The organism is Streptomyces sp. NRRL S-244, assembly GCF_000717915.1.
Taxonomy (GTDB): domain Bacteria; phylum Actinomycetota; class Actinomycetes; order Streptomycetales; family Streptomycetaceae; genus Streptomyces.
In genome coordinates this window covers 1-25813 of sequence record NZ_JOCX01000043.1, presented here as the reverse complement: position 1 = coordinate 25813, position 25813 = coordinate 1, and the positions used below count along the sequence as shown (strand labels likewise).

The following is a 25813-nucleotide window of genomic DNA, read 5'->3' as shown; positions in this document are numbered from 1 at the left end:
AGCGAACTACACGCGGACACGCGAGGAGCCCAACGCCATGAGCCAGCAGCCTTTTGTCGGTCGCCCCACGCCCATCACCAACGCGACCCACACCCAGAAGACCTCCGGGATGCCGATCCACAAGTACGGCCGGTACGAGCAGGTCGACATCCCCGACCGCACCTGGCCGGACGCCCGCGTCACCAAGGCCCCCCGCTGGCTCTCCACCGACCTGCGCGACGGCAACCAGTCGCTGATCGACCCGATGACCCCCGCCCGCAAGCGCGAGATGTTCGACCTGCTGGTGCGCATGGGCTACAAGGAGATCGAGGTCGGCTTCCCCTCCTCCGGCGAGACCGACTTCGCCTTCGTACGCTCCATCATCGAAGAGGGCGCGATCCCGGACGACGTCACCATCTCCGTGCTGACCCAGGCCCGCGAGGACCTGATCGAGCGGACCGTGGAGTCGCTGGTCGGCGCCAAGCGCGCCACCGTGCACCTGTACAACGCGACCGCCCCGACCTTCCGCCGGGTCGTCTTCCGCGGCTCCAAGGAGCAGATCAAGCAGATCGCCGTCGACGGCACCCGCCTGGTCATGGAGTACGCCGAGAAGCTGCTGGGCCCGGAGACCACCTTCGGCTACCAGTACAGCCCGGAGATCTTCACCGACACCGAGCTGGACTTCGCCCTGGAGGTCTGCGAGGCCGTCTGCGACGTCTGGCAGCCGTCCGAGGGCCGCGAGATCATCCTGAACCTGCCCGCCACCGTGGAGCGTTCGACGCCGTCCACGCACGCGGACCGCTTCGAGTGGATGGCCCGCAACCTGACCCGCCGCGAGCACGTCTGCATCTCCGTGCACCCGCACAACGACCGCGGCACCGCCGTCGCCGCCGCCGAGCTGGCCCTGATGGCCGGCGCCGACCGCATCGAGGGCTGCCTGTTCGGGCAGGGCGAGCGCACCGGCAACGTCGACCTGATCACGCTGGGCATGAACCTGTTCTCGCAGGGCATCGACCCGCAGATCGACTTCTCGCAGATCGACGAGATCCGTCGCACCAGCGAGTACTGCAACCAGATGGAGGTCCACCCGCGCCACCCCTACGCGGGCGACCTGGTCTACACCGCCTTCTCCGGCTCCCACCAGGACGCCATCAAGAAGGGCTTCGACGCCATGGAGGCCGACGCGGCCGCCAAGGGCGTCACCGTCGACGACATCGAGTGGGCGGTCCCGTACCTGCCGATCGACCCGAAGGACGTCGGCCGCTCCTACGAGGCGGTCATCCGGGTCAACTCGCAGTCCGGCAAGGGCGGCATCGCGTACGTCCTGAAGAACGACCACAAGCTGGACCTGCCGCGCCGCATGCAGATCGAGTTCTCGCGGATCATCCAGGCCAAGACCGACGCCGAGGGCGGCGAGGTCACGCCGAAGGCGATCTGGGACGTCTTCTCCGACGAGTACCTGCCCAACCCGGAAAACCCGTGGGGCCGCATCCAGCTGCGCTCGGGCTCGACGGCCACCGACAAGGACGGTACGGACACGCTGACCGTCGAGGCGGTCGTGGACGGGGTCGAGACGGTCCTGAACGGCACCGGCAACGGTCCGATCTCGGCCTTCTTCGACGCGCTGGCCGGCATCGGCGTCGACGCCCGCCTGCTGGACTACACCGAGCACACGATGAGCGAGGGCGCCTCCGCCGTGGCCGCCTCGTACATCGAGTGCGCGATCGACGGCCGCGTCCTGTGGGGCATCGGCATCGACGCCAACACCACCCGCGCCTCCCTGAAGGCGGTCATCTCCGCCGTCAACCGCGCGGGCCGCTGACCCCTCGTACGTGAACCCCGTCCCTCCCTCCGGAGGGGCGGGGTTCCGCCTTTCCCGGAGTCAGCGGGCCAGGTAGCCGCCGTCCACCGGCAGGATCGCGCCCGTCACGAACGAGGCCGCGTCGGAGGCCAGGAACGCGATGACCCGGGCCACCTCCTCCGGCTCGCCGAGGCGGCCCATCGGATGGGCCGCGGAGACCTCCGCCAGGTACTCCGGGCCGCCCGGCTCGTCCTTCAGCGCCAGCACCCGCTCCGTACGGATGGTGCCGGGGGCCACCGCGTTGACCCGGATCCCGCGCGCCGCCCACTCCACCGCCAGGTGCTTGGTCAGCCCCGACGCCACGAACTTCGCCGGCCCGTACGCCGCCTGCCGGGCCTGCCCGGCCACCCCCGAGACCGAGGACACGCAGACCAGCGCCCCGCCGGGCGGCTCCTGCGCGGTCATCGCCTCGATCGCGTACTTGCAGGTCAGGAACATGCCCCGGCCGTCGATCGCCATGACCCGGTCCCAGTCCTCGGGGCTGGTCTCGTTGACGTCCGAAAGAGGGAGCACCCCGGCGTTCGCCACGGCGACGTCGAGCCTCCCGTACGCCTCCACGGCCGCGTCGACCATCGCCCGGTTGGCCTCCGGATCGGCGACGTCACCCGCCACCACGGTGATGCCGATGCCCTCGGCGGCCAGTTCCGTACGCAGTTTCCCGACCCCGGGGCCATTGATGTCGGCCGCGGTGACCCGGGCGCCGGAGCGGGCCAGCAACAGGGCGGTGGCCTTGCCGATGCCGCTCGCGGCCCCGGTCACCAGACAGGACTTCTCGTTCACGCGGCAGAGCCTAGGGAAAAACGGAGACCGGCGGGGGCGCAGTTCGGCCAAGTCCCCTGGGTGGCGCAGGTTGTCTTGTCACACGACTGACGGATCCTCATCGATGTGGCTAACATCACGCCAAACCGGCGATGCTGCCGGAAGGTGACGGAGGTGCGACGTGCTGCCAGTTCGGGGTGGGGACGGCCGGAAGCTGACGGTCTGGGGCATCCGTACCACCTGGAGCACCGTGGGTGACGGGGAGTTCTTCTGCCCCGACTGCGGTGGCGACCGCAACTACCGCCGGCGCACCGGGCGCCGCCGGTTCACGGTCCTCGGAGTCCCGCTGCTGCCGCGCGGAGCGGCCGGGCCCGTCATCGAGTGCCAGGGATGCCGGGAGCGCTTCGAGACCGAGGTCCTCGACCACCTGACCACCACCCGCTTCTCGGCGATGCTGCGCGACGCCGTGCACACCGTGACGCTGGCCGTCCTGGCGGCCGGCGGGACCGCCTCGCGCGGCGCGCTGGAGGCCGCCGTGTCGGCCGTACGGGCGGCGGGCTTCCAGGACTGCACGGAGGAGCAGCTGGAGTCCCTGGTGGAGGCGCTGGCCACCGACGAGGGCCGGCTCGGGCTGTACGACGTCCCCGAGTGCTGCGGGGCGGCGCTGGCGATAGAGCTCCACGAGGCCCTGGAACCGCTGGCTCCGCACCTGGCCGGGCCCGGACGAGAATCGATCCTGCTCCAGGGGGCGCGGATCGCCCTCGCGGACGGCCCGTACACCCCGGCCGAGCGCGAGGTGCTCGCCACGGTGGGCGCCGCCCTGCGGATCGCCTCCGAGGACGTGTCCCGCCTGCTGTCGGCGGTCCGGGCGCCGTGACGCTGACCGAAACGGCCTCGGTTCGGCCTCGGTACGGGCTCGGTAGGCCTTCGGCGGGGTAACGATCCGGCCTCGTGCGACTGAAACCACCCCCCTTCACACTCTGGGTGAAGGGGGGATTCGCGCGTTCCGGCCTCGGCCGTCCACCCATTGGACACATGAACGGACCCGTGACCTGCACGTACGGGTTTTGTGGCCGCCGGCATTACGCCCTTGCGGAGACATCCGCCACTGGAGATACCTACAGACCTCGGCTCTCCAGAGGTCAACACTTTGTGGAAGTCCACGATACCTGTGAGCGCCCCCACAGGCGTTCAATTCCGGTCACACGACGAGACGCCGCCGTTAACACAGCGGGGCTTCGATTCACGTGAACGCACTGACAACCCTGGCGAACCAACGGGATAACGACCCACTTCGCCAGGGATAACCAGATTCCTCTCGTTTACCTACCTCTTGAAGGGCAAGGCAGAGATGGCACGTGTCGCCGCCCGGCTTTCCGCCAACGGAGAGCAGAGCACGCACCCGGTCGACGAGGTGCTCCCCCTCCCCAAGCTCGCGCTGTACGGCTTCCAGCACGTACTCGCCTTCTACGCCGGTGCGGTGATCGTCCCGATCATCGTGGGCGGTGCCCTCGGCCTGACCACCGAGCAGCTGGTCTACCTGATCAACGCCGACCTGTTGACCTGCGGCATCGCCTCGATCATCCAGGCGTGGGGCATAGGCCGGATCGGCGCGCGCCTGCCGCTGATCCAGGGCGTCACCTTCACCGCGGTCTCCCCGATGATCGCCATCGGGCTCGGAGCCGGCGGCGGTACGGCGGGCCTGCTCGTCATCTACGGCGCGGTCATCACGGCCGGCATCGCCACCTTCGCCTTCGCCTGGCTGCCCCCCAAGGCGTTCCGGGCGGTCATGCGGCTCTTCCCGCCGGTCGTCACCGGCACGGTGATCACCGTCCTCGGCATCGTGCTGATCCCCGTCGGCCTCAACGACGCCGCGGGCGGCGTCGGCAGCCCCGACTTCGGCGACCCGAAGAACTTCGCGTACGCCGGCGGCACGATGCTCTTCATCCTCGTCCTGATGAAGCTCGGCAAGCCCTTCGTCTCCAGCATCTCCATCCTGCTCGGCCTGGTCGGCGGCACGGTCGTCGCGTTCCTGCTCGGTGACGCCAAGTTCGGCGGCGTGAGCGACTCGGACTGGATCGGCGTCACCACCCCGTTCCACTACGGAGCACCGAAGTTCGCCTGGTTCCCGATCCTGCTGATGCTCATCGTCATGCTGATCACCATGGTCGAGACGACCGGTGACACGTACGCCGTCGGAGACATCGTCGGCAAGGACATCGACAGCGAGACCGTGGCCCGCGCCCTGCGCGCCGACGGCGCAGCGACCGCCCTCGGCGGCGTCCTCAACTCCTTCCCGTACGTGGCCTTCGCCGAGAACGTCGGCCTGGTCCGGATGACCAAGGTCAAGAGCCGCTTCGTCGTGGTCGCCGCGGGCGTCTTCATGATCCTGCTCGGGCTGATCCCCAAGGCCGCCGCGATCGTCGCGGCCGTCCCGCACGGAGTGCTCGGCGGCGCGGCGACGGTGATGTTCGCGATGGTGGCCCTGGCCGGTATCCAGACCCTCGCCAAGGTCGACCTCAAGGAGGAGAAGAACGCGCTGGTCGTGGGCGTATCCCTGGCCTTCGCGCTGCTCCCCGCCACCGTCCCGGCCTTCTTCAAGGACCACATGGACGCGGACCTCTCCTCGCTCCTCAACAGTGGTGTGACGCTCGGTGCCTCGGCCGCGATCGTGCTCAACCTGATCTTCAACGGCCTGGCCAAGGACGATGCGCACGGCGCCGCACCGGCCGCGGTGCCCGCCCAGGCGGCGCCCCCGGCCGTGGAGGAAGCCGCGCCGGAGACCGGGGCCCCGGCCGAAGCGGCGGCGACGGCCGAGGCCGAGACGGTGGCCGAGGCCACGGTCGGCGCCGCCGTGAGCGCAGCCGCCGCCACCGCCGTGAAGGCCGACGCGGACGAGGAGGCCGCGCCCGCCTCCTGACCCTCCCAAGGGGTGAAGGCCCTGCGTCCGGACCCGTGTCCGGGCGGAGGGCCTTCCGCCGTGCCCGCACAGGCGACAATGGGCGCATGAGTCTGTTCCGCGACGACGGCATCGTGCTGCGCACCCAGAAGCTGGGTGAGGCGGACCGCATCATCACGCTCCTCACCCGGGGCCACGGCCGGGTGCGGGCCGTCGCCCGCGGGGTGCGGCGTACGAAGTCCAAGTTCGGCGCCGGGCTGGAACCTTTCTCCCACGCCGACGTGCAGTTCTTCGCCCGGGGCAGCGAGCTGATCGGCCGCAGCCTCCCGCTCTGCACCCAGACCGAGATCATCGCCCCGTACGGCAACGGCATCGTCACCGACTACGCCCGCTACACCGCCGGCACCGCGATGCTGGAGACCGCCGAGCGGTTCACCGAGAACGAGGGCGAGCCCGCCGTACAGCAGTACCTGCTGCTGATCGGTGCCCTGCGCACGCTCTCGCGCGGGGAGCACGAGCCGAACCTCATCCTCGACGCGTTCCTGCTGCGCTCCCTCGCCGTCAACGGCTACGCGCCCAGCTTCACGGACTGCGCGAAGTGCGGCATCCACGGCCCCAACCGGCACTTCTCGGTCGCCGCGGGCGGGGTCGTCTGCGGGGACTGCCGGGTGGCCGGCAGCGTCGTACCCTCGTCGGAGGCCATCGCCCTGCTCAGCGCGCTGCTGACGGGCGACTGGGGGCATGCGGACGCCTGCGAGGCGCGGTACGTGCGGGAGGGCAGCGGGCTCGTCTCCGCCTATTTGCACTGGCATCTGGAGCGCGGGCTACGCTCCCTGCGATACGTCGAGAAATAGGAGCTGGACACATGGCACGACGCGGGATTCTGGGACGCTCTCGCCGGGAGTACAAGGTTCCCGAGCCGCACCCGTCCGGTGAGCGCCCGCCGAAGATCCCCGGCGAGCTCGTCCCCAACCACGTCGCGGTGGTCATGGACGGCAACGGCCGCTGGGCCAAGGAGCGCGGCCTGCCGCGCACCGAGGGCCACAAGGTCGGCGAGGGCGTCGTGCTCGACGTGCTCAAGGGCTGCCTGGAGATGGGCGTCAAGAACCTCTCCCTGTACGCCTTCTCGACGGAGAACTGGAAGCGCTCGCCCGACGAGGTCCGCTTCCTGATGAACTTCAACCGCGACGTCATCCGGCGCCGCCGCGACGAGATGAACGAGCTGGGCATCCGGATCCGCTGGGTCGGCCGGATGCCGAAGATGTGGAAGTCGGTCGTCCAGGAGCTCCAGGTCGCCCAGGAGCAGACCGTCGACAACGACGCGATGACCCTGTACTTCTGCGTGAACTACGGCGGCCGCGCGGAGATCGCGGACGCGGCGCAGGCCATCGCGCGGGACGTGGCAGCGGGCAGGCTGGACCCGTCGAAGGTCAACGAGAAGACCTTCGCGAAGTACATGTACTACCCGGACATGCCGGACGTGGACCTGTTCCTGCGGCCGAGCGGCGAGCAGCGCACCTCCAACTACCTGCTCTGGCAGAGCGCGTACGCCGAGATGGTCTTCCAGGACGTGCTGTGGCCGGACTTCGACCGTCGCAACCTGTGGGCGGCCTGCCTGGAGTACGCCCAGCGCGACCGCCGCTTCGGCGGCGCCGTCCCGAACCAGGCGGAGGGCTCGGCCGGCTGATCCCAGGGCCTCGGGGGCCCCGGCGCCCCCGGGCTGGGATCCGCTGTCATGGACACGAATGCAGGACCGGTCGTGGACGAGGGCGTACGGCTCGTCTACGGCCGGTCTCGATCGGGCTGGCGGCGGGCGCGCTGACCATCCCGGTGATGGCCCTGATCCAGCCCCGGCTCCAGGCGCGCGCCCTGGGCGGCCTGCTGGAGAAGACGGGGGAGATACGGGTCGTCGTGGACGCCGGCGGGGTCCGGATGACCTGCGCGGACGTCGACACCCGCATCGGCTGGTCGGCGCAGCCCTCGTACGGCTCTAGGAGCCCGCGGCCGCGCAGTCGGCGCAGGTGCCGAAGATCTCGACCGTGTGGGCGACGTTCACATAGCCGTGTTCGGCCGCGATCGACTCCGCCCACTTCTCCACCGCCGGGCCCTCCACCTCGACCGCCTTGCCGCACTTGCGGCAGACCAGGTGATGGTGGTGGTCCCCGGTGGAACAGCGCCGGTAGACCGACTCCCCGTCGCTGGTGCGCAGCACGTCGACCTCGCCGGCGTCGGCGAGCGACTGGAGGGTGCGGTACACGGTGGTCAGGCCCACCGAGTCACCGCGGTGCTTGAGCATGTCGTGCAGCTCCTGGGCGCTGCGGAACTCGTCCACCTCGTCCAGCGCCGCGGCGACGGCTGCCCGCTGCCGGGTGGATCGTCCTCGTACTGGCGCGGTATTCATCTCGCCAGGCGCAGTCGCCACCGGTTCCTCCTCATATCGGCCTCGGCCCATTGTGCCAGGCGGCCGTACCCCCAGACCTTCCTAGACCTTCACATCATCGCGCGTGCAGACCTCTTCGGCGGCGCGGGCCGCGTTCGCGCGGCGCCGGGCCAGCGGGGTGGACAGTGCCGTCATCACCATGAAGACGCCGATCGCGAGCAGCACGATGGTGCCGCCGGAGGGGGCGTCGATGTAGTACGTGAGGGTCGTACCGGAGAGCGAGACCAGTACGCCGATCACCATGGCCACCGACAGGGTGGCGGTGAACCCGCGGGTGACGCGCTGCGCCGCCGCGACCGGGATCACCATCATGGCGCTGACCAGCAGCAGGCCGACGATCCGCATGGCCACGGTGACGGTGACGGCGGCGGTGACCGCGATCAGCAGGTTCAGGAAGCGCACCGGCAGGCCGGTGACCCGGGCGAACTCCTCGTCCTGGCAGACGGCGAACAGCTGGCGGCGCAGCCCGAGGGTGACGGCGATGACGAAGGCCGCGAGGATCACGACCGCGGTGACGTCCTCGGCGGAGACCGTGGTGATCGAGCCGAAGAGGTAGCTGGTCAGATTGGCCGTCGAGCCGCCCGGAGCCAGGTTGATGATCATCACACCGCCGGCGAGGCCGCCGTAGAAGAGCATGGCGAGCGCGATGTCGCCGCTGGTCTTGCCGCGGGAGCGGATCAGCTCCATGCCGACCGCGCCGATGACCGCGACCAGGGTGGCCATCCACACCGGGCTCGCGTTGAACAGGAAGCCGAGCGCGACACCGGTCATGGCCACGTGCCCGATGCCGTCGCCCATGACGGCCTGGCGGCGCTGCACCAGGTACGTGCCGATGGCCGGGGCGGTGACGCCGACCAGGACGGCCGCGAGCAGGGCCCGCTGCATGAAGGCGTAGTCGAGGAGGTCCATCAGCTCAGCAGTCCCGTCCGGAGCGGCTCGGCGTCGTGCGCCGCGTGGGGGTGTACGTGGTCGTGGCCGGGCAGGGCGTGCTGCCCCACGGCCTCGGGGGGCGGGCCGTCGTGGACGACGCAGCCGTCGCGCAGGACGACGGCGCGGTCGATCAGCGGCTCCAGCGGGCCCAGCTCGTGCAGGACGAGCAGGACGGTCGAACCGGCGGCCACCTGCTCGCGCAGGGCGTTGGCGAGGACCTCCTGGTTGGCGAGGTCCACGCCCGCCATCGGCTCGTCCATGATCAGGAGTTCGGGCTCGACGGCGAGCGCCCGCGCGATGAGCACGCGCTGGTGCTGGCCGCCGGAGAGGGCGTTGACGGAGGCGTCGGCGTACTGGCTCATGTCGACGAGGGCCAGGGCCCGCTCGACGGCCGCCTTGTCGGCCTTGCGGAGGATGCCGAAGCGGGAGCGGGCGAGCCGGCCGGAGGAGACGACCTCGCGGACGGTGGCCGGGACGCCGCTGGCGGCGGTGGTGCGCTGCGGGACGTACCCGATGCGCGACCAGGCGCGGAAGCGCTTGAAGTCCGTGCCGAACAGCGTCAGCTGCCCGTCGGACAGCGGGACCTGCCCGACGACCGCGCGCACGGCCGTGGACTTGCCGGAGCCGTTGGCGCCGAGCAGGGCGACGACCTCGCCGCGCCGGACGGTGAGGTCGACCCCGCGCAGTACGGGGCGCGAGCCGAGCGAGGCCGTGGCCCCGCGCAGGGATATGATGGGCTGGTCCGCTGCCTCCGCGGGCTGGGACTCCATGGCACGCGCCTCCGTTACTGCCATTACTTGCTACCGAGCGCCTTCTGCAGGTTCTTCAGGTTGGACCGCATGACCTCGAAGTAGTCAGCGCCCTGGGACTTGTCGGTGATTCCCTCGAGCGGGTCGAGGACGTCGGTCTTCAGGCCCGTGTCGGTGGCGAGCGTCTTGGCCGTCTTGTCGCTGGCCAGGGTCTCGAAGAACACGGTCGAGACATTGTCCTTCTTCGCGACGGCCTGGAGCTCCTTCATCCGGGCCGGGCTCGGCTCGGACTCGGGGTCGACGCCGGAGATGCCCTCCTGGTCGAGGCCGTAGCGCTCGGCGAGGTAGCCGAAGGCGGAGTGCGTGGTGATGAAGGTCTTGGAGGCGGAGTTCTTCAGGCCGTCCTTGAACTCCGTGTCGAGCGCGGCCAGCTTGCCGAGCAGCTCGTCGGTGTTCTTGCGGTAGTCCGCCGCGTGGTCCGGGTCGGCCTTCTCCAGGGCCGCGCCGACGCCCTTGGCGACCTCGGCGTACTTCACCGGGTCCAGCCAGACGTGCGGGTCCTCGCCGGCCTCGCCGTGGGCGTGGTCGTGGCCCTCGGCCTCGCCTTCGGCGTGGCCCTCCTCGCCCTCGTGGGCGTGGTCGTGGCCGGAGGAGCCGTGGACCTCGAGCTTGGTGAGCTTGGCGGCGTCGACGACGTGCTTCACGCCGGACTGGGCGACGGCCTTGTCGACGGCGGGCTGCAGGCCCTTGAGGTAGAGGACGACGTCGGATTCGCCCAGCTGCCCGGTCTGCTTCGGGGTGATCTCCAGGTCGTGCGGTTCGACGCCCGGCTTGGTCAGGGTGTCGACCTTCACGTGGTCCTTGCCGATCTGTTCGGCGAGGAACTGCATCGGGTAGAACGACGACATGACGTCGAGCTTGCCGTCCTTGCCGGTTCCCGCTCCGGCTCCGGAGCAGGCGGTGAGGGCCGTGGCGCCGAGGGCTACGGCTCCGGCGAGGGCGGCGGCGGGTATGAGGCGTCGTACGTTCATGACATCCATTTTCATCAAAGATGGAAACGATTGTCAAAAACCCAGGTGAGGAGCCCGGGGACGGTGCCGTGGAAGGGGAACCGATTTGAAAGGGGGGGTGCGGGCGCCGGTAACCTAAAGCCTTCGCCGTTCGTCCTCGTAATGAAGAGAGCACCGTGGCCGCCGACAAGATCGAAACCATCGTCAGCCTGAGCAAGCGCCGTGGCTTCGTTTTCCCGTGCAGTGACATCTACGGCGGCTCCAGGGCTGCCTGGGACTACGGTCCGCTGGGTGTCGAGCTCAAGGAGAACATCAAGCGCCAGTGGTGGAAGGCCATGGTCACCGGGCGCGAGGACATCGTCGGCCTCGACTCTTCCGTGATCCTGGCCCCCGAGGTCTGGGTGGCCTCCGGCCACGTCGCGACCTTCTCGGACCCGCTGACCGAGTGCACCTCCTGTCACAAGCGTCACCGCGCGGACCACCTGGAAGAGGCGTACGAGGCCAAGCACGGCCGTCCGCCCGAGAACGGCCTCGCCGACATCAACTGCCCGCACTGCGGTGTGAAGGGCCAGTTCACCGAGCCCAAGCAGTTCTCCGGCATGCTGGAGACCCACCTCGGCCCGACCCAGGACACCGGCTCGAAGGCGTACCTGCGCCCCGAGACCGCCCAGGGCATCTTCACCAACTTCGCCCACGTGCAGACCACCTCGCGCAAGAAGCCCCCGTTCGGCATCGCGCAGATGGGCAAGTCCTTCCGCAACGAGATCACTCCGGGCAACTTCATCTTCCGCACGCGCGAGTTCGAGCAGATGGAGATGGAGTTCTTCGTCAAGCCGGGCGAGGACGAGCAGTGGCAGGAGTACTGGATGCAGGAGCGGTGGAACTGGTACCGCGGCCTCGGCATCCGCGAGGAGAACATCCGCTGGTACGACCACCCGAAGGAGAAGCTGTCCCACTACTCGAAGCGCACCGCCGACATCGAGTACCGCTTCAACTTCGGCGGCAGCGAGTTCTCCGAGCTGGAGGGCATCGCCAACCGCACGGACTTCGACCTGAAGGCGCACTCCGCGGCCTCCGGCCAGGACCTCACCTACTTCGACCAGGAGGCCGGTGAGCGCTACACCCCGTACGTCATCGAGCCGGCGGCCGGTGTGAACCGCGCGATGCTCGCCTTCATGCTCGACGCGTACATCGAGGACGAGGCCCCGAACGCCAAGGGCGTCATGGAGAAGCGCACCGTGATGCGCTTCGACCCGCGCCTGGCCCCGATCAAGGTCGCCGTCCTGCCGCTGTCCCGCAACCCGCAGCTGTCGCCGAAGGCCAAGGGCCTCGCCGCCGACCTGCGCAAGAACTGGAACATCGAGTTCGACGACGCGGGCGCCATCGGCCGCCGCTACCGCCGCCAGGACGAGATCGGCACGCCGTTCTGCGTCACCGTCGACTTCGACACCCTGGACGACAACGCGGTGACCGTGCGCGAGCGCGACACCATGAAGCAGGAGCGCGTCTCCCTGGACCAGATCCAGAGCTACCTCGGCAGCCGCCTGCTCGGCTGCTAGGTCTCAGGTCCCTACCCCGACCGGGGTGAAACGGCCGGTGGCCCGGTGCGCGTCACGCGCACCGGGCCACCGCCGTTTTCCGGCTCTGCTCAGGCGTTTCCGGCAGGGGCGTGCGCCTGGGCCGTGGCCGCCTCGGCGGCGCGCCGTTCGCCCGCCGCCTGCGAGCGCTTCGCGTAGCGCGCGGTCCACACGGCCAGCAGGCCGAGCACCCCGTAGATCAGGACCGGGCTGACGACCACCATGGTGTCGGTGGGCAGCAGGTAAGCCAGCACGACCCGTACCGCGGCCTCCGCGAGGTAGGCCACGCCCCACACCGTGGTCATCACGGTCATCGTGCGGCGGAAGCCGTCGAACTGCCACAGACCGTTCCACCACGCGGTGCTCTCGGGGGTGCCGTCGGTGGCGAACTTGCGGCCGAAGTAGAAGATCAGCGGCCGCGGAGCGAGCAGGGTGGCGAGGCAGAGCAGCCCGAACAGCCCGGTCACACCCGAGTCCTTGATCAGCAGCGCGCGGGCCGAGTGCGCGCCGACGAGCGAGACGACGGCCGTGATCACCAGGAACACCAGGGCGACGACGGCGAATTCGTCGAGCTTGCGGCGCCAGGCGAGGTTGATCGCACTGTCGAGCACCGGCCACGCGCCACTGACCAGCAGCGCGCTGAACTCGCTCCAGCCGTGGTCGTGCAGCTGGTTGTACGTGAGGATCGGCGCGACCACGTTGAGGGCGATGGTCAGAATCCAGCCGACGGCAGCGGCGCCTCCCGAGCGTGCGGGAGGCTTGGGCTGCGTTGCCTGAGTGGGTTGAGCGGACAAGGTTCCCCCTGGAACGTGCCTGATGAAGCGTGGTAGGGGGAACGTATGGAGTTTGACGGGGCACGGACAAGACGATCCTGCCCCAAATGATCATCAAGTCGTCCGGAGCGGCTCGTTCCGGACGCTCTCGACGGGTCAGGCGCGCAGGCCCCGGATCACCAGCGCGGTGACCGCCTCGAACTCCGTGATGATCGTGGGCTTGAACCATTCCGCCGCGTACTGCGGATCGTGGAAACGGCCGGTGGCGTCGAACACGGCCCGGGCCGCGGCCGGTACATCGGGCGCGCTGAGCGAGCCCGCCTCGACGCCCTCGGCGATGATCCGGCCCAGCTGTTCGATCAGCTGGCTCAGGTGCTGGTCCACCACATCGCTGTTCTCGGCGAGCAGCACCGTGTACGTCGCGAACAGCTCCGGGTCGTCACCCGCCTTGTGGCGCTTGGCCTCGAACAGCGCCTCCAGCCAAGCCTCCAGCTTGGAGGGCGCGGCGCCCGTGGGGGCCGAGGCGATCTCCTCCAGCCGCACCACGCTCTTGGTGAGCCAGCGTTCCGTGACGGCCTCGCGCAGCGCCGCCTTCGACGGGAAGTGCCGATACACGCTGCCGTGGCTGACGCCCAGGGCGCGGGCCACGTCCACCACGGTCGCCTTGGTGGGGCCGTAGCGACGCAGCACCTCCTCGGTGGTCGCGAGGATGCGCTCGGGTGTCAGGGGCTCGGCAGCAGCGGGGGGCATGAGTATGACCGTACCGCCCGCTCAGTGCTCGCTGTCGAGGTGGGCCATCTGCGCCTGCGGGTACCGCTCGCCGGCCGCGGCTCCCGCCGGGACCGCCTCCTCGATGGCCGCCAGGTCCGCGGCGCTCAGCTCCACGGCCATGGCACCCAGTGCCTCGGCCAGTCTGTCCCGGCGGCGGGCGCCCACCAGCGGAACGATGTCCTCGCCGCGCGAGAGCACCCAGGCGATGGCGGTCTGGGCGACGCTGACTCCCTTGTCCTCCGCGACCTTGCGCAGGGCGTCGACCAGGTCGAGATTGCGCTGGAGGTTCTCGCCCTGGAAGCGGGGGCTCATCCCGCGGAAGTCGCCCGGCGCCAGCTCCCGGTCGCGGCCGAAGTGCCCGCTGATCAGGCCGCGGCTCAGCACCCCGTACGCCGTGACCCCGATGCCCAGCTCGCGGGCGGTCGGCAGGATCTCCGCCTCGATGCCGCGGGAGATGAGCGAGTACTCGATCTGGAGGTCCGAGATCGGCGCCACCGCCGCGGCCCGGCGCAGGGTGTCCGCGCCGACCTCGGAGAGGCCGATGTGCCGTACGTGCCCGGCCTGGACGGCCTCGGCGATGGCGCCGACGGTCTCCTCGATCGGGACGGACGGGTCGACGCGGGCGATCCGGTAGACGTCGATGTGGTCCCGGCCCAGGCGCTGGAGCGAGTAGGCCAGGAAGTTCTTGACGGCCTCGGGGCGGCCGTCATAGCCGGTGAAGCCGCCCTCGACGGTGCGCAGGGCGCCGAACTTCACGCTGGTCAGCGCCTGCTCGCGGGCTGCGGCCGGCGCCGTGCGCAGGGCTTCGCCGATGAGCATCTCGTTGTGCCCCATGCCGTAGAAGTCGCCGGTGTCGAGCAGCGCGCTCGCGCCGTCGGGGACGGCGTCCAGATAGGCGTGGATGGTCGCGATGGACTCGGTGCGGTCGGCCTCCCCGTACAGGGCGGACATGCCCATGCAGCCCAGCCCCAGCGGGAAGACGGAAGGGCCGGTCGAGCCGAGGGTGCGGGTGTTCTCGTTCGTGGTCATGGAACAACCATGGCATGACGGGTGACAGATTTCAATATCTGTCACCCGTCAGGATGGCTACGCCGCCACCCGCAGGGCCAGCGCCGCCGCCGCGACCAGGGCGAGGACGGCCGCCGGGGCCAGTTCGAAGTCCTTGACGCGCAGGTGGCTGATGACCGCGCCGATGAAGTAGAGGGTCACGCCGATCGCGGCGGCCACGCCCAGAGGGGTCACCCACAGGCCCGCGACCAGGCCTATCGCGCCGGCCGCCTTCAGGGTGGCCAGCCGGGGCAGCCAGCTGTCCGGGACCTCGACCTTCCGCATGCTCGCCATGACCGCCTCGTTCCGCTGGAGCGTGAACGTGGCGGACGCGGCCAGGACGAGTGTGAGCAGGCCGGCGACGACGGCGTACGCAATGAACATGATGAGCTCCAATGATCGGGGGTGTCGAATCATTGAATCTCATCAACGATCCAAACTCCGCAACCATTCCCTGATTGTTACGATGTCCGATATGACGCCAGCTCAGGAATCCCCGCACCCCCCGCAGCGGTTGGGCCTGCTGCTGGCCTGGCACGGCTCGATCACCGAGACCCTCATGAAGAAGGCGCTCAGCACGGCCGGGCTCACCCCGCGGCACGCGATGACGCTGATGCACCTGGAGGACGGCCCCATCGGCCAGCGGGCACTCGCCGAGCGGCTGGAGGTGGATCCGAGCGTGCTGGTCGGCATCCTCAACGACCTGGAGGGCGAGGGCCTGGCCGTCCGCCGCCGGGACCCGGCCGACCGCCGCCGCCACAACGTGGCCATCACCGAGGCGGGATCGACCGCCCTCGCCAAGACGAACGCGGCGCTCGACGAGGTCGAGCTCTCGCTGTTCTCCGCGTTCTCGCAGCAGGATCAGGACGCGCTGCGCGGACTGCTGGGCCGGATCGACTCGAACCCCGAACACTTCACCTGCGGCGAGTAGCGGACGGCACCCCCGGACCCCAACCCGCCCGGACCCACGCCCGCCGGGACCCCCTCCCGCCCGGACTCCAACCCGCCCGGACCCACGCCCGCCGGGACCCCCGCCCACCCGGACCCCCGCCCGGCCCGGCCTCAGCCGCGCGGCGGCGCCGCGGCCCGCGACGGCCCTGCCGCCGCCTGCTCCAGCGTGCGGGCGGTCCGCGCCGCCGTCCCCATGGCCCACCGGCCGCTGGTCGCGGCTCCCACCACGAGCGCGACCAGTCCGCAGCCCGTGATGATCCACCAGGCCGGCCGCGTGGCCTCGATGAAATCGGCGCCGCTCGCCGTCCCCGACGCCAGGACCGCGCCGATCACGGCCACGCCCAGCGTGCCGCCGGTCTGCCTGCTGGTCGAGGCCACCGCGGCCGCCACCCCCGCCTGGGCCCGGGGCATCCCGGAGACCGCCGTGTTGGTGATGGGCGCGTTCACCATGCCGAATCCCAGCCCGAACAGCACGTACGCGGTGAACAGCAGCGGCGTCGAGGTCTCCGCCGAGAAGGCGGCGAACAGCACCCCGCTCGCCGCCATCGCCGTTCCCGCGATCAGCAGCGACGGCCGCGGCCCCCGGTTGCCGACCAGCCGGCCCGACAGCGGGGCGCAGAGGAAGGTGAGCAGCGCCATCGGCAGCATGTAGAGCCCGGCGTCGAGCGCGCTGAGCCCCCGTACGTCCTGCAGGTACAGGGTGTTCAGGAACAGGAACCCGGACAGCGCGGCGAAGGCGCTGATCGCAATCACCGTGGCGCCGCTGAACGGAGCGCTCCGGAAGAACCGCGGGTCGATCAGCGGCTCCGCCCGCCGCGGCTCGTAGAGCAGCAGCCCCGTCAGCGAGGCCACGGCCAGCGCCGCGCAGCCGAGGATGACCGGAGCGGTCCACCCCGCGCTCGGGGCCTCGATGATCCCGTACGTCACGGAGCCCAGCAGGGCCATGACCAGCACCTGTCCCACCGGGTCGGCGCGGCGCGGGCGCGCGGCCCGCGACTCGGGGACGAACCGCAGGGTCAGCACCAGGGCCAGCAGCCCGACCGGAAGGTTGATCCAGAAAATGGACCGCCAGCCGACGGATTCCACCAGCAGCCCGCCGATCAGCGGGCCCACCGCCATGGAGATGCCGACCACCGCGCCCCAGGCGCCGATGGCGCGGGCCCGCTCGCGCGGCTCCGTGAAGGTGTTGGTGATGATCGACATGGCGACCGGGTTGAGCATCGAGCCGCCCACGGCCTGGACCATCCGGAAGGCGATCAGCCACTCCAGCGTCGGTGCCAGCGAGCAGAGCAGCGAGCCCGCAGTGAAGACCACGAGGCCCGCCTTGAAGACCTTGCGGCGCCCGATCCGGTCCGCCGTGGAGCCCGCCAGCATCAGCAGCGAGGCCAGGACCAGCGTGTACGCGTCGAGCGTCCACTGCATCCCGGAGACCGAGGCGTGCAGCTCACGGCGCATCGAGGGGAGGGCGACGTTCAGGACGGTCACGTCCAGGCTGACGATGAGCAGGCTCATGCAGCAGATCGCCAGGACCAGCATCCTCCGTCGGCGGCTCAACTCCGGCATGGTTCCGATAGTACGCCTAACTAAAGAGATGCGTGCTCCGGTTCGGCTGGGCGACAATGGGGGGATGACCACGCTCCCTCCGCCGCTCGCGATCGGCCCGCACACCGTGCAGCCCCCCGTGGTGCTCGCCCCCATGGCCGGCATCACCAACGCCCCGTTCCGCACCCTCTGCCGGGAGTTCAGCGGCGGCAAGGGGCTCTTCGTGAGCGAGATGATCACGACCCGCGCCCTGGTCGAGCGCAACGAGAAGACCATGCAGCTGATCCACTTCGACGAGACCGAGAAGCCCCGCTCGATCCAGCTGTACGGAGTCGACCCGGCGACGGTCGGCAAGGCGGTCCGCATGATCGTCGAAGAGGACCGCGCCGACCACATCGACCTGAACTTCGGCTGCCCGGTGCCCAAGGTGACCCGCAAGGGCGGCGGCTCCGCCCTCCCGTACAAGCGGAACCTGCTGCGCGCGATCCTGCGCGAGGCGGTCGCGGGCGCCGGTGACCTGCCGGTCACCATGAAGATGCGCAAGGGCATCAACGACGACCACCTCACCTACCTGGACGCCGGCCGCATCGCCGTCGAGGAGGGCGTCACCGCCATCGCCCTGCACGGGCGCACCACCGCCCAGCACTACGGCGGCACCGCCGACTGGGACGCCATCGCGCGGCTCAAGGAGCACGTGCCGGAGATCCCCGTGCTCGGCAACGGCGACATCTGGTGCGCCGAGGACGCGCTGCGCATGGTCCGCGAGACGGGCTGCGACGGCGTGGTCGTGGGGCGTGGCTGCCTCGGCCGTCCGTGGCTGTTCAACGACCTGGTCGCGGCCTTCGAGGGACGCCCCGAGGACTTCCACAAGCCGACGCTGCGCGAGGTCGCGGCCACCATGCACCGGCACGCCCAGCTGCTGGGGGAGTGGATCGGCGACGAGGCGCGCGGGGTGATCGACTTCCGTAAGCACGTGGCCTGGTACCTCAAGGGGTTCTCGGTGGGTTCCGAGATGCGGAAGAAGCTCGCGGTCACCTCGTCGCTCGCCGAGTTGAACGCTCATCTGAGCGAGCTCGACCTGGACCAGCCGTGGCCCGAGAGCGCGGACGGCCCGCGCGGCCGGACGTCCGGAAACAACCGGGTTGTCCTCCCGGATGGCTGGCTGAAGGATCCGTACGACTGCGCGGGCGTGAGTGAGGATGCCGAACTGGACACGTCCGGGGGCTGAGAATCAGCTGACAAACTGTGCCACCGGCGGCGTGACATACGCCACGCATGGGTGGGGTTGCGCTCACATGAGCGCGAAAATCACGGGTATGACTTCCAAAGGGTGGCACTGGGTGCCACCCTTTGTTCGTTCAAGAGTTGAACACAAATGTATCGATGATCGCTCATCCGAGCGGTGACAGGCCTCAGGAGGCCCTCCCGTCTTCGGGAGGTGAACGCTCTTCGTATGTTCTGGCTACTCATTGGTTACTTTCGATCTGGTGGCGCACGAGTGGTTACAGCCACATGACGGCCAAGTGGACGTACCCAGAAGCCTTCGATCTGGGTATGTTCCTGGCCGTCAGGGCAGCCACCGAGTCCTCGAGGAGTCGAGACCCGTGTCGGAAAACAAAGATCAGAAGTTCGTCTACGACTTCACCGAGGGAAACCGCGACCTCAAGGACCTTCTCGGCGGCAAGGGGGCCAACCTCGCCGAGATGACCAACCTGGGTCTGCCGGTCCCTCCCGGCTTCACCATCACCACCGAGGCCTGCAAGGTCTACCTCGCCAGCGGTGAGGCTCCGGCCGCGCTGCGCGACGAGGTCAGCGCCCACCTGGCCGCCCTCGAGGCGAAGATGGGCAAGAAGCTCGGCCAGTCGGACGACCCGCTGCTGGTCTCCGTGCGCTCCGGCGCCAAGTTCTCCATGCCGGGCATGATGGACACGGTCCTCAACATCGGCCTCTCCGACGAGTCCGTGGCCGGCCTTGCCTCCCAGGCCGGCAACGAGCGCTTCGCGTGGGACTCGTACCGCCGCCTCATCCAGATGTTCGGCAAGACCGTCCTCGGCGTCGAGGGCGAGCTCTTCGAGGAAGCCCTCGACGAGGCCAAGGCCGCCAAGAAGGTCACCGTCGACACCGACCTCGACGCCGCCGACCTCAAGAAGCTGGTCACCCGCTTCAAGAAGATCGTCTCCAAGCAGGCCGGCCGCGAGTTCCCGCAGGACGCCCGCGAGCAGCTGGACCTCGCCGTCGAAGCGGTCTTCAACTCCTGGAACACCGACCGCGCCAAGCTCTACCGCCGCCAGGAGCGCATCCCGAGCGACCTGGGCACCGCGGTCAACATCTGCTCCATGGTGTTCGGCAACCTCGGCCCCGACTCCGGCACCGGCGTCGCCTTCACCCGCGACCCGGCCAGCGGCCACGCGGGCGTCTACGGCGACTACCTGCAGAACGCCCAGGGCGAGGACGTCGTGGCGGGCATCCGCAACACCGTCCCGCTGGCGGACCTGGAGTCGATCGACAAGGCCTCGTACGACCAGCTCATGACGATCATGACGACGCTGGAGACCCACTACAAGGATCTCTGCGACATCGAGTTCACCATCGAGCGCGGCCAGCTGTGGATGCTGCAGACCCGCGTCGGCAAGCGCACCGCCGGCGCCGCCTTCCGCATCGCCACCCAGCTCGTGGACCAGGGCCTGATCGACGAGGCCGAGGCGCTCCAGCGCGTCAACGGCGCCCAGCTGGCGCAGCTGATGTTCCCGCGCTTCGACGAGGACGCCAAGACCGAGCTGCTCGGCCGCGGCATCGCCGCCTCCCCGGGCGCGGCCGTCGGCAAGGCCGTCTTCGACTCGTACACGGCCGTCAAGTGGTCGCGCTCCGGCGAGAAGGTCATCCTGATCCGCCGCGAGACCAACCCGGACGACCTGGACGGCATGATCGCCGCCGAGGGCATCCTGACCTCGCGCGGAGGCAAGACCTCGCACGCCGCCGTCGTGGCCCGCGGCATGGGCAAGACCTGCGTCTGCGGCGCCGAGGACCTCGAAGTCGACACCAAGCGCCGCCGTATGACGGTCGGCGGCAAGGTGGTCGAGGAGGGTGACGTCGTCTCCATCGACGGCTCCACCGGCAAGGTCTACCTCGGTGAGGTACCCGTCGTACCGTCCCCGGTCGTCGAGTACTTCGAGGGCCGCATGCACGCCGGCGCCGACGACGCCGACGAGCTGGTCCAGGCCGTCCACCGGATCATGGCGTACGCGGACCGCGTCCGCCGGCTGCGGGTGCGCGCCAACGCCGACAACGCCGAGGACGCGCTGCGCGCCCGCCGCTTCGGGGCCCAGGGCATCGGCCTGTGCCGCACCGAGCACATGTTCCTCGGCGAGCGCCGCGAGCTGGTCGAGCACCTGATCCTCGCGGACACCGACAAGGAGCGCGAGGAGGCACTGAGCGCCCTCCTGCCGCTCCAGAAGAAGGACTTCGTCGAGCTGTTCGAGGCGATGGACGGACTGCCCGTCACCGTCCGCCTCCTCGACCCGCCGCTGCACGAGTTCCTGCCCGACATCACCGAGCTGTCGGTGCGCGTCGCCCTCGCCGAGGCCCGCAAGGACGCCAACGAGAACGACCTGCGCCTGCTTCAGGCCGTGCACAAGCTGCACGAGCAGAACCCGATGCTGGGTCTGCGCGGTGTCCGTCTCGGCCTGGTCATCCCCGGTCTGTTCGCCATGCAGGTCCGGGCGATCGCCGAGGCCGCGGCCGAGCGCAAGAACGCCAAGGGCGACCCGCGCGCCGAGATCATGGTCCCGCTCGTGGGCACCGTCCAGGAGCTGGAGATCGTCCGCGAGGAGGCCGACGCGGTCATCGCCGAGGTCGAGGCCGCCACGGGCACCAGCCTCAAGCTGTCCATCGGCACGATGATCGAGCTGCCCCGCGCCGCCCTCACGGCCGGGCAGATCGCCGAGGCCGCGCAGTTCTTCTCCTTCGGTACGAACGACCTGACCCAGACGGTGTGGGGCTTCTCCCGCGACGACGTCGAGGCCAGCTTCTTCACCGCGTACCTGGAGAAGGGCATCTTCGGGGTCTCGCCGTTCGAGACCATCGACAAGGACGGCGTCGGCGCGCTGGTCCGCAGCGCGGTCCAGGCCGGCCGGGCGACCCGCCCCGACCTGAAGCTCGGCGTCTGCGGCGAGCACGGCGGCGACCCGGAGTCGGTCCACTTCTTCCACGAGGTGGGTCTCGACTACGTCTCCTGCTCGCCGTTCCGGATTCCGGTGGCGCGCCTGGAGGCCGGCCGTGCCGCCGCCGAGGCGAAGGGCAGCGACAGCCGCTGAGCCCCTCCAGGCCTGACACGGCCCGCTGACTGCGCGTCCGCCCCCGGGTTCCCTGACCCCCGAGGGCGGACGCGCCTCTTTTTTGTTGTTCAACAAATCTTTACGCCAGCAGGCGGTGGACGGATCCCCACCCGTCCACCGCCTGCTGTCTATCTGCCAGACACGTCGGCGCTTCCCGGTGCGACCGACCGCCAGGCCCCGCAAAGCCCCCCACGGCCTTCACGGAGCGTTTCGGTCGCACCGGAGTGTGCCTGGCGGAGTACAGGATTTCGGTTGTCACGCCCCCGCCGAAAGGGGTTTCAACTGTGGCTGAAAGGGCGTGGTGACGTCGTGTGACGGCATGCATACTCATGAGGCGGGGGGATTGCGGTTGCACAGGTGGGGGTTCGGTGCTGCGTATCCATTTCACTGGAGTGGACCTGGCACGCGTACGGATGGCAGGGCGTCCCGATGCGTTGTGGGAAACGATTCTGAGTTTTCACCGCTTAAGAGACCGGCGTGATGCGCGGCTCTTCGGTGAATGGCGTACTGAAACCCGGAGCAGGTTGAATAGTGAAACACGCTTGCTCGGTGCGCTCATACCGAGTCGTGGTTATTTTCCCGATTTCCTGACCCCTGTGGAGGGGCAGTACGGGTGGGACGTGGGACTGGACGCCCTGCGCGGGATCCGCCCCGAGCGGATGCGGCGCGAGCTCGCGCTGCTGGGCGCGGGCACCGGCGTCGGGGCCGCGTTCGGCATGCCCTCGGCCGTCAGCGGAGGCGCCGACGCGCCGGTCCCGCGGCGGCTGCGGGACTTCATGGAGGGCGGTACCAAGCACCTGCCGAGGCTGCTGGGCGAGCTGCGCGGCTACCACCGGGCGGCCGTGGAGCCGTACTGGAGCCACATCCAGGCCCAGATCGAGGCCGAGCGGGCCGCGCGCGGCCGGGCCCTGCTGGACGGGGGCGCGGACGAGCTGCTGGCCTCACTGCCCCCGATGCTGCGCTGGCGGGCACCGGTCCTGGAGTGCGACTACCCCGTGGACCGCGACGTCCGGCTGCGGGGGCGCGGGCTGCTGCTCCAGCCGTCGTTCTTCTGCCGGCGCACCGCCGTGACCTTGCACGACCCGGAGCTGCCCCCGGTGCTGGTCTACCCGGCCGCCGCGCAGCTGGCCTCGGCATCCGCCGCGGGCGAATCGATTCGGCCCCTGGAGGAGCAGCGCCAGCGCACGCTGGGCAAGCTCGTCGGGCACACCCGCTCGGTCGTGCTGCGGGCCATCGGCGACGGCGCCACCACCAGCGAGCTGGCCCGCCGGGCCGGGGTCTCGCTGGCCTCCGCGAGCCAGCACGCCTGCGTGATGCGCGAGGCGGGCCTGGTCACCACCCTGCGCCGGGGCAACGCCGTCCTGCACACGGTGACCCCGCTGGGGGCCGCGTTGCTGAAGGGCGGAGCGGTGGCCTCCTGACCCGGCCGAAGCCGGCTGCGGCAGCCGGCCGCGCCGGTCGGCCGCGCCAGTCGACGAGGGCCCCCGGACCGGTCATTCCACCGGGGGCCCTCGCGCGCGGCCGGTACGCCCGCGATCCGCACGAAGTGACGAACGGCGGGACTTCGCGCCCTGGGCCGCCCGTGCGTGCGCCAGGATGGTGAAGCCATGAACCAGTCCGCCGCGGACAACGACATCTCCGGCCGCGCCGACCTCACCGTCGTGCTGCGCCGCTTCTACACCGCCGCTTTCGCCGACCGGCGGATCGGGCCGTTCTTCACCGAGATCGCCGGCACGGACCTGGAGGTCCACCTGCCCCGGATCACGGACTTCTGGGAGCGGGCCCTGTTCCGTACGGCCGACTACGGGCGCGACGCATTCGGCCCGCACGCCGCCCTGCACGCGGCGCGCGCGATGACCGCCGAGGACTTCGGGCGCTGGATACAGCTGTGGAACGCCGCCGTCGACGGCCTGCACCGGGGGCCGAACGCGGAGCGGGCGAAGGCGACGGGCGAGCGGATCGCCCTGGCCCTGCACAAGCGGCTGGCCGGGCCGGACCCCGCGCTGCTCCACCGGAAGGACGCCCGCGGCTTCGTCCCGCTGGCCGCCCTGGAGCTCCGCTCCCCGGCCTGACCTGCGCAGATGTGCCTCGCCCGGCGGCTCGCGGCGGGCTTCGACGCAATCCTCGGAGAAATTTCCGCGGGAGCGATGAGTTTTCCCGGCCCCCCGGGTCTATCTCTCGAAAGCGCACACGAGACGCGCATGCGAGACGCACACATGAGAGAAAGAGGGACCGAGATGCCCACCATGATCTTCGTCAACCTGCCGGTCAAGGACATCGAGGCCACCAAGGCGTTCTGGGGCAAGCTCGGCTACTCCTTCAACCCCCAGTTCAGCGACGAGGTGACCGGCTGCCTCGTCATCAGCGACACGATCTTCGCGATGCTGATGACCGAGGCCCGCTTCAAGGACTTCGCGACCAAGGAGGTCGCGGACGCCACGAAGACCACCGAGGTGATGCTCGCCCTGAGCGCGGAGAGCCGGGAGCAGGTCGACGAGGTGGTCGGCGCCGCCCTCGCGGCGGGTGCCACCGAACCCCGCCCGGCCCAGGACCTCGGCTTCATGTACGGCCGCGCCTTCGAGGACCTGGAGGGCCACGTCTGGGAGTACGTCTGGATGGACCCGGCGGCCGTCCAGGGCTGATGCCCCGCTACGCCACCGCCGCCGAGGTCACGGCGGTCCGCACCGGGCAGGTCCGGACCGCCGCCCCCTCGCCGCTGTCACCCGGGCGGAACGCGCACCTCAGCGCCCGGGTTAAGGGTCGGTGAGGCGTCCCTCAAGGGCGGCTTAAGGATGGGTTCGGGCAGGTCGGCGGCGCTCGGACCGCCCTTAGCGTGATCCGTGTGCGAGATGCGGTGATGCGGGTCAAGGGCGGGATGCTCGGTGGTGCGGGGCTGGTGGCGCTGGTGTGGGCGGCCCAGGTGCGGCCCTCCGCGCGGCTCGACGCGCTGTTCGCGACCGCCGCCCACCTCACCGGCCTGCTCGCCGGGTACGGGGTGCTCGTCCTGCTCTTCCTGATGGCCCGGGTGCCCTCCGTCGAGCACGGGGTCGGCGCCGACCGGCTCGCCCGCTGGCACGCGCGGGGCGGCCGGCACGTGTTGCTGCTGTGCTTCGGGCACGCCCTCTTCGCCCTGTGCGGATACGCCGTCCACGAGGGCGTCGACGTGGCCTCCGCCGTCCGGGAGCTGTTCGGCTACCCGGCGGTGGCCGCCGCCTTCGCCGGGACGGCCCTGCTGGCCGCCGTCGGGGTGAGCTCCGCCCGGGCCGTACGCCGCCGGGTCAGCCACGAAACCTGGCGCGGGGTCCACCTCCTCGTCTATCTCGCCGCCTCCCTGGCCTTCGGCCACCAGCTCGCCGGGCCCGATCTCGCCCTGGCCGGCTGGTTCTGGGCCCTCGCCCACGCCACCGTCGCCGTCCTGCTGGTCTGGTACCGGGCCGTGGTCCCCGTACGGCAGGCCCTGCGGCACGCGCTGCGGGTGGCCGAGGTACGGGTCGAGGGGCCCGGGGTGGTCTCCGTCCTCGTGCACGGGGAGCACCTGGCGGAACTGCGCGCGGAGCCGGGCCAGTTCCTGCGCTGGCGGTTCCTGCAACGGCGGCTGTGGCACACCGCCCTGCCGTTCTCGCTGTCCGCGCCCGTCCAGGGACACGCCCTGCGGATCACCGTGAAGGCGCTCGGCGGGCACTCCCGCCGGATCCGCCGACTGCGCCCCGGGACCAGGGTCATCGCCACCGGGCCGTTCGGGGCGCTCACCGCCGCCCGGCGGACCCGGCCCAAGGTGCTCCTCATCGCGGGCGGGGTCGGCATCACGCCGATGCGGGCGCTGTTCGAGACGCTGCCCGGCGGGCCGGGGGAGATCACGCTGCTCTACCGGGCCGGGGCCGCGGAGCACCTCGTACTGCGGTCCGAGCTGGAGGCCATCGCCGCCGAGCGGCAGGCCGGGCTGCACTACCTGCTCGGGTCTTCCGACGCCGCCTACGATCCGCTGGCCCCGCAGGCGTTGCTCGCGCTGTTGCCGGACCTGACCGAGCACGACGTATACCTCTGCGGGCCGCCGGGGATGGCCGAGGCGACGCGGAGCGCGCTGCTGCGGGCCGGGGTGCCGGCCGGGCGCGTCCATTCCGAGTGCTTCAGCTTCTGACCCCGACCCCGCCGACGTCCCCACCCCGCCGACGCCCCGACCCCGCCGACGTC

At 70.3% G+C, this 25813-nt stretch carries 23 protein-coding genes; 13 read left to right on the top strand and 10 right to left on the bottom strand.

Annotated features, from left to right (window positions below):
- Positions 1-37: 37 nt before the first annotated feature.
- A complete protein-coding gene (leuA, locus tag IF02_RS0130670) occupies positions 38-1801 on the top strand; it encodes a 2-isopropylmalate synthase (RefSeq protein ID WP_030162787.1) in 1764 nt (587 codons plus the stop codon).
- Positions 1802-1861: 60 nt separating this feature from the next.
- On the opposite strand, the gene IF02_RS0130665 is transcribed toward leuA, so the two are convergent.
- On the bottom strand, positions 1862-2620 hold the full coding sequence (locus tag IF02_RS0130665; RefSeq protein WP_030162785.1) for an SDR family NAD(P)-dependent oxidoreductase: 759 nt from the start codon (positions 2618-2620) through the stop codon (positions 1862-1864).
- Positions 2621-2780: 160 nt separating this feature from the next.
- Between IF02_RS0130665 and IF02_RS0130660 the strand changes: the two genes are divergently transcribed.
- The 4 genes from IF02_RS0130660 to IF02_RS0130645 all read left to right on the top strand — a co-directional run bounded on the left by IF02_RS0130660 (position 2781) and on the right by IF02_RS0130645 (position 7185).
- Positions 2781-3476 carry a TerB family tellurite resistance protein gene (locus IF02_RS0130660; RefSeq protein WP_030162783.1) on the top strand — a complete coding sequence of 232 codons (696 nt, stop codon included), beginning with the start codon at positions 2781-2783 and terminating at the stop codon, positions 3474-3476.
- Positions 3477-3950: 474 nt separating this feature from the next.
- A complete protein-coding gene (locus IF02_RS0130655) occupies positions 3951-5519 on the top strand; it encodes a nucleobase:cation symporter-2 family protein (RefSeq protein WP_030162781.1) in 1569 nt (522 codons plus the stop codon).
- An 86-nt stretch (positions 5520-5605) separates the two neighbouring features.
- A complete protein-coding gene (gene recO, locus IF02_RS0130650; RefSeq protein WP_030162779.1) occupies positions 5606-6352 on the top strand; it encodes a DNA repair protein RecO in 747 nt (248 codons plus the stop codon).
- Between the two features lie 11 nt (positions 6353-6363).
- Positions 6364-7185, top strand: a complete 822-nt coding sequence (locus IF02_RS0130645; RefSeq protein ID WP_030162777.1) for an isoprenyl transferase — start codon at positions 6364-6366, stop codon at positions 7183-7185.
- Between the two features lie 303 nt (positions 7186-7488).
- Here IF02_RS0130645 and IF02_RS0130640 read toward each other — a convergent pair whose 3' ends face one another.
- Genes IF02_RS0130640 through IF02_RS0130625 form a run of 4 tightly spaced genes read right to left on the bottom strand, consistent with a single transcriptional unit; the run spans position 7489 to position 10648 of the window.
- Positions 7489-7920 carry a Fur family transcriptional regulator gene (locus tag IF02_RS0130640; protein ID WP_078622428.1) on the bottom strand — a complete coding sequence of 144 codons (432 nt, stop codon included), beginning with the start codon at positions 7918-7920 and terminating at the stop codon, positions 7489-7491.
- 60 nt (positions 7921-7980) lie between these two features.
- On the bottom strand, positions 7981-8847 hold the full coding sequence (locus tag IF02_RS0130635) for a metal ABC transporter permease (RefSeq protein WP_030162773.1): 867 nt from the start codon (positions 8845-8847) through the stop codon (positions 7981-7983).
- Positions 8847-9638, bottom strand: coding sequence for a metal ABC transporter ATP-binding protein (locus tag IF02_RS0130630; RefSeq protein WP_030162772.1), 792 nt, complete (start codon positions 9636-9638; stop codon positions 8847-8849). The genes IF02_RS0130635 and IF02_RS0130630 overlap by 1 nt, the downstream gene beginning before the upstream one ends.
- 23 nt (positions 9639-9661) lie before the next feature.
- Entirely contained in the window at positions 9662-10648 is a 987-nt protein-coding gene (locus IF02_RS0130625; RefSeq protein WP_030162771.1) for a metal ABC transporter substrate-binding protein, read from the bottom strand.
- A gap of 155 nt (positions 10649-10803) precedes the next feature.
- On the opposite strand from IF02_RS0130625, the gene IF02_RS0130620 reads away from it, so the two are divergent.
- Entirely contained in the window at positions 10804-12186 is a 1383-nt protein-coding gene (locus IF02_RS0130620) for a glycine--tRNA ligase (protein WP_030162770.1), read from the top strand.
- Between the two features lie 89 nt (positions 12187-12275).
- Here the strand turns inward: IF02_RS0130620 and IF02_RS0130615 are convergent, their stop codons facing one another.
- The 4 genes from IF02_RS0130615 to IF02_RS0130600 all read right to left on the bottom strand — a co-directional run bounded on the left by IF02_RS0130615 (position 12276) and on the right by IF02_RS0130600 (position 15179).
- Positions 12276-12998, bottom strand: a complete 723-nt coding sequence (locus IF02_RS0130615) for a VC0807 family protein (protein ID WP_037837449.1) — start codon at positions 12996-12998, stop codon at positions 12276-12278.
- A gap of 135 nt (positions 12999-13133) precedes the next feature.
- Entirely contained in the window at positions 13134-13727 is a 594-nt protein-coding gene (locus IF02_RS0130610; RefSeq protein ID WP_030162768.1) for a TetR family transcriptional regulator, read from the bottom strand.
- Positions 13728-13748: 21 nt separating this feature from the next.
- The gene (locus IF02_RS0130605; RefSeq protein ID WP_030162766.1) at positions 13749-14777 is read right to left on the bottom strand and encodes an aldo/keto reductase; all 1029 of its coding nucleotides are present in this window, start codon (positions 14775-14777) and stop codon (positions 13749-13751) included.
- A gap of 57 nt (positions 14778-14834) precedes the next feature.
- On the bottom strand, positions 14835-15179 hold the full coding sequence (locus IF02_RS0130600; RefSeq protein ID WP_030162764.1) for a DoxX family protein: 345 nt from the start codon (positions 15177-15179) through the stop codon (positions 14835-14837).
- A gap of 91 nt (positions 15180-15270) precedes the next feature.
- Here IF02_RS0130600 and IF02_RS0130595 point away from each other — a divergent pair, with 91 nt between their 5' ends.
- On the top strand, positions 15271-15726 hold the full coding sequence (locus IF02_RS0130595) for a MarR family winged helix-turn-helix transcriptional regulator (RefSeq protein WP_234318378.1): 456 nt from the start codon (positions 15271-15273) through the stop codon (positions 15724-15726).
- A gap of 131 nt (positions 15727-15857) precedes the next feature.
- Here IF02_RS0130595 and IF02_RS0130590 read toward each other — a convergent pair whose 3' ends face one another.
- Positions 15858-17309, bottom strand: coding sequence for an MFS transporter (locus tag IF02_RS0130590; RefSeq protein WP_030162760.1), 1452 nt, complete (start codon positions 17307-17309; stop codon positions 15858-15860).
- A gap of 64 nt (positions 17310-17373) precedes the next feature.
- Here IF02_RS0130590 and dusB point away from each other — a divergent pair, with 64 nt between their 5' ends.
- The 6 genes from dusB to IF02_RS0130560 all read left to right on the top strand — a co-directional run bounded on the left by dusB (position 17374) and on the right by IF02_RS0130560 (position 25760).
- Entirely contained in the window at positions 17374-18516 is a 1143-nt protein-coding gene (dusB, locus tag IF02_RS0130585; protein WP_030162758.1) for a tRNA dihydrouridine synthase DusB, read from the top strand.
- Positions 18517-18892: 376 nt separating this feature from the next.
- On the top strand, positions 18893-21601 hold the full coding sequence (ppdK, locus tag IF02_RS0130580; protein WP_030162756.1) for a pyruvate, phosphate dikinase: 2709 nt from the start codon (positions 18893-18895) through the stop codon (positions 21599-21601).
- 389 nt (positions 21602-21990) lie between these two features.
- Positions 21991-23043 carry an ArsR/SmtB family transcription factor gene (locus IF02_RS0130575; RefSeq protein ID WP_030162754.1) on the top strand — a complete coding sequence of 351 codons (1053 nt, stop codon included), beginning with the start codon at positions 21991-21993 and terminating at the stop codon, positions 23041-23043.
- A 186-nt stretch (positions 23044-23229) separates the two neighbouring features.
- The gene (locus IF02_RS0130570) at positions 23230-23694 is read left to right on the top strand and encodes a group III truncated hemoglobin (protein WP_030162751.1); all 465 of its coding nucleotides are present in this window, start codon (positions 23230-23232) and stop codon (positions 23692-23694) included.
- A 165-nt stretch (positions 23695-23859) separates the two neighbouring features.
- Positions 23860-24264 carry a VOC family protein gene (locus IF02_RS0130565; protein ID WP_030162750.1) on the top strand — a complete coding sequence of 135 codons (405 nt, stop codon included), beginning with the start codon at positions 23860-23862 and terminating at the stop codon, positions 24262-24264.
- A 200-nt stretch (positions 24265-24464) separates the two neighbouring features.
- A complete protein-coding gene (locus IF02_RS0130560) occupies positions 24465-25760 on the top strand; it encodes a ferric reductase-like transmembrane domain-containing protein (protein ID WP_051696658.1) in 1296 nt (431 codons plus the stop codon).
- The last annotated feature ends 53 nt before the right edge of the window (positions 25761-25813 follow it).

What these genes read in the sequence shown, in the direction of transcription:
- leuA (WP_030162787.1), top strand. Translation starts at nt 38, where the DNA reads ATGAGCCAGCAGCCTTTTGTCGGTCGCCCCACGCCCATCACCAACGCG.
- IF02_RS0130655 (WP_030162781.1), top strand. Translation starts at nt 3,951, where the DNA reads ATGGCACGTGTCGCCGCCCGGCTTTCCGCCAACGGAGAGCAGAGCACG.
- recO (WP_030162779.1), top strand. Translation starts at nt 5,606, where the DNA reads ATGAGTCTGTTCCGCGACGACGGCATCGTGCTGCGCACCCAGAAGCTG.
- IF02_RS0130645 (WP_030162777.1), top strand. Translation starts at nt 6,364, where the DNA reads ATGGCACGACGCGGGATTCTGGGACGCTCTCGCCGGGAGTACAAGGTT.
- IF02_RS0130635 (WP_030162773.1), bottom strand. Translation starts at nt 8,847, where the DNA reads ATGGACCTCCTCGACTACGCCTTCATGCAGCGGGCCCTGCTCGCGGCC.
- IF02_RS0130630 (WP_030162772.1), bottom strand. Translation starts at nt 9,638, where the DNA reads ATGGAGTCCCAGCCCGCGGAGGCAGCGGACCAGCCCATCATATCCCTG.
- IF02_RS0130625 (WP_030162771.1), bottom strand. Translation starts at nt 10,648, where the DNA reads ATGAACGTACGACGCCTCATACCCGCCGCCGCCCTCGCCGGAGCCGTA.
- IF02_RS0130610 (WP_030162768.1), bottom strand. Translation starts at nt 13,727, where the DNA reads ATGCCCCCCGCTGCTGCCGAGCCCCTGACACCCGAGCGCATCCTCGCG.
- IF02_RS0130605 (WP_030162766.1), bottom strand. Translation starts at nt 14,777, where the DNA reads ATGACCACGAACGAGAACACCCGCACCCTCGGCTCGACCGGCCCTTCC.
- IF02_RS0130600 (WP_030162764.1), bottom strand. Translation starts at nt 15,179, where the DNA reads ATGTTCATTGCGTACGCCGTCGTCGCCGGCCTGCTCACACTCGTCCTG.
- IF02_RS0130595 (WP_234318378.1), top strand. Translation starts at nt 15,271, where the DNA reads ATGACGCCAGCTCAGGAATCCCCGCACCCCCCGCAGCGGTTGGGCCTG.
- IF02_RS0130590 (WP_030162760.1), bottom strand. Translation starts at nt 17,309, where the DNA reads ATGCCGGAGTTGAGCCGCCGACGGAGGATGCTGGTCCTGGCGATCTGC.
- dusB (WP_030162758.1), top strand. Translation starts at nt 17,374, where the DNA reads ATGACCACGCTCCCTCCGCCGCTCGCGATCGGCCCGCACACCGTGCAG.
- IF02_RS0130570 (WP_030162751.1), top strand. Translation starts at nt 23,230, where the DNA reads ATGAACCAGTCCGCCGCGGACAACGACATCTCCGGCCGCGCCGACCTC.
- IF02_RS0130565 (WP_030162750.1), top strand. Translation starts at nt 23,860, where the DNA reads ATGCCCACCATGATCTTCGTCAACCTGCCGGTCAAGGACATCGAGGCC.